At 70.6% G+C, this 2,392-nt stretch carries 3 protein-coding genes; all 3 read right to left on the bottom strand.

The window, feature by feature from the left end; all coding sequences use genetic code 11:
* The coding region (locus VFW24_06400; protein ID HEX5266385.1) for a 5'-3' exonuclease H3TH domain-containing protein at positions 1 to 1,265 on the bottom strand (1,265 nt) is incomplete at its 3' end.
* Complete coding sequence (locus tag VFW24_06395) at positions 1,262 to 1,846, bottom strand: response regulator (protein HEX5266384.1); 585 nt, start codon at positions 1,844 to 1,846, stop codon at positions 1,262 to 1,264. The genes VFW24_06400 and VFW24_06395, both read right to left, overlap by 4 nt.
* A 20-nt stretch (positions 1,847 to 1,866) precedes the next feature.
* Positions 1,867 to 2,160 carry a hypothetical protein gene (locus VFW24_06390; GenBank protein ID HEX5266383.1) on the bottom strand — a complete coding sequence of 98 codons (294 nt, stop codon included), beginning with the start codon at positions 2,158 to 2,160 and terminating at the stop codon, positions 1,867 to 1,869.
* Between the last annotated feature and the right edge of the window lie 232 nt (positions 2,161 to 2,392).

Below are 2,392 nucleotides of genomic sequence, written 5' to 3'. Positions count from 1 at the left end.
GACGCCACCGCGGTGTCCATCTCCAGGTTGCGCACGTCGACGCCGTGGACGAGCAGGCCCCGCATGAGCTCCTTGGCCCGGTGGGCGACGACCGGGGCGTCACCGAGCACCCGGCACACGGCGTCGCTGACCTTGCCGTCGGTCAGGAGGCCGGCGGGCAGCCAGACGGCCGGCGTCACCTGGCCGGCGGCGGGATCGGCCGGGGCATCGACGAGGGCCAGGCCGATCAGACCCGACCGCCCCGGGGTCGCCTCCCACGCCGCCTCGAGGGCGATGCGATCGGCGCCGGCCAGCGTGCCGAGGGCCTTCACCGCGGTCTCCGAGCTCTCGGCCCGCTCCAGGCTGACGTCGACAGTGGCGGTGGCCTCGGGGGGGGCGGCTGTCGCGTCCACCTCTCCGAGCGCCTCGATCAGGCGGTCCCAGAGGGTGCGGAACTCGAGGAAGTTGAACAGCTGCCGGGTGGCGTCCTTGTCCAGGGCCCCCATCTCGAGCTGGTCGGGGCCGACGTCGAGGGGCACGTCGCGCACGAGCGGGGTGAGCAGGGCGTTGCGGTACACCTGGTCCTCGTGGGCGCCGAGGTTCTCGCCCAGCTTCGGCGTGCACTTGTGGAGGTTGGCGAAGATCCCCTCGAGGCTGCCGTAGTCCAGGAGCAGCTTGGCGGCGGTCTTCTCCCCCACCCCGGGGACGCCCGGGATGTTGTCGGACGTGTCGCCGCGCAGGGCGGCGTACTGGGGGTACAGCTCGGGCGTGACCCCGGTGCGCTCCTTGATCCCGGCCTCGTCGTACAGCACGTAGTCGGAGACCCCCCGCCGGTTGTAGAGCACCTTGACGAGCGGGTCCTCGACCAGCTGGTAGGTGTCACGGTCCCCCGTCACGACGATGACCTCGATGCCCTCGTCGCGCGCCTGGGTGGCCAGGGTGGCGATCACGTCGTCGGCCTCGTAGCCCGCAATCTCCACCGTCGGGATGGCCAGCACGTCGACCACCTGGCGGACCAGGCCCATCTGCTGGCGGAGGATGTCCGGCGCCTCGGCCCGGCCCGCCTTGTAGTCGTCCGCCATCTCGTGACGGAAGGTGGGCTCGGGCCGGTCGAAGGCCACCGCGATGCCGTCGGGCCGGTGATCCCGCAGCAGGTTGATCAGCATCGACGTGAAGCCGAACACGGCGTTGGTGACCTGCCCCGAAGCCGTGGCCATGTCGGTCGGAAGGGCGAAGAACGCCCGATAGGCCAGCGAGTTGCCGTCCAGGAGGAGGAGCTTGTTCAAGTCTGGTCCGGCACGAGAGTGCCGTCCAGGACCTGCTGGGCGGCCTCCCGCAGGTTGACGCGCTGGCGCATGGCGGAGCTGCGGATGAAGGTGAAGGCGTCGTTCTCCTTCATCCCGAACTCGTCCATGAGCTTGCCTTTGGCCCGGTCGAGGACGCGCCGGGTCTCGAGCTGCTCGGCCAGTGAGCGGTTCTCGTCCTCCAGGGCCCGGATCTCGGAGTGGCGCGCCAGCGCCACCTCCAGGGCGGGGACCAGCTCACCCTTCTGGAAGGGCTTCACCAGGTAGGCCAGGGCGCCGGCGTCCCGGGCGTCCTCGATCAGGTTGCGCTGGCTGAAGGCGGTGAGGATGAGCACGGCGGCGGACCGGTCGGCGGTGATCTCCCGGGCCGCCTCGAGGCCGTCCTTCCCCGGCATCTTGATGTCGAGGATCACCAGGTCGGGCTTGTGGCGGCGGACGAGCTCCACCGCCTCGTCCCCGCGGCCCGTCTCCCCGACGACCTCGTAGCCCTCCTCCTCGAGGATCTCCTTGAGGTCGAGGCGGATGATGGCCTCGTCCTCGGCTATGACCACGCGCACTCCCACCTGGTGCCCCTCCCCGCCGCTCAAGCCGACCCGGGAACGAGCTCGTCGAGCAACCGGTTCTGGGTGCCCTCGAGCTCGGCAATGCCGGCCACGACGGCGACGCGGCTGCGGGCCATGGCGTCGGCGTGCTTCTGGGCCTCCCGGTGCTCCCGCTCGGCCCCCGGCCTCTCGCTCACCAGGGCCCGGACGCGGGCGTCGTCCGCCTCGTCGTTAAGCGCCGCCAGCTGCTCGTCGAGCACCACCAGCTCCTCTCGCGCCTTCTTCAGCCGGGCGTGCACCTCGAGGAGGCGGCGCTCGACCTGGGACCTGGACATGGTCCGGGGAGTCTACGGCCCGCCGTGGCCGACCCACCCCCCGAGATTTCGATATCACCAGAGGCCGGCAAGGGAACACACGTTCGATAGACTAGTTGCCGTGACCTACTCCGCCGAGGTCGTGGAGTCAGTGACGCAACTGTGCGCTAGCGGGATCAGCCTTTCGGAGGCTTCCCGCCAGTCTGGAGTGAGCCGTGCCGCGATCAGAGACTGGCTCCGCACCGGTTCGGCC

It is taken from the genome of Acidimicrobiales bacterium (genome assembly GCA_036273495.1).
Lineage (GTDB): Bacteria > Actinomycetota > Acidimicrobiia > Acidimicrobiales > JAJPHE01 > DASSEU01.
Note: the sequence above shows the minus strand (reverse complement) of the source record. Positions and strands in the feature narration are given on the sequence as shown.

Bases quoted from the DNA above. Each gene is read 5' to 3' on its own strand.
- VFW24_06390 (HEX5266383.1), bottom strand. From the start codon at position 2,160: ATGTCCAGGTCCCAGGTCGAGCGCCGCCTCCTCGAGGTGCACGCCCGG.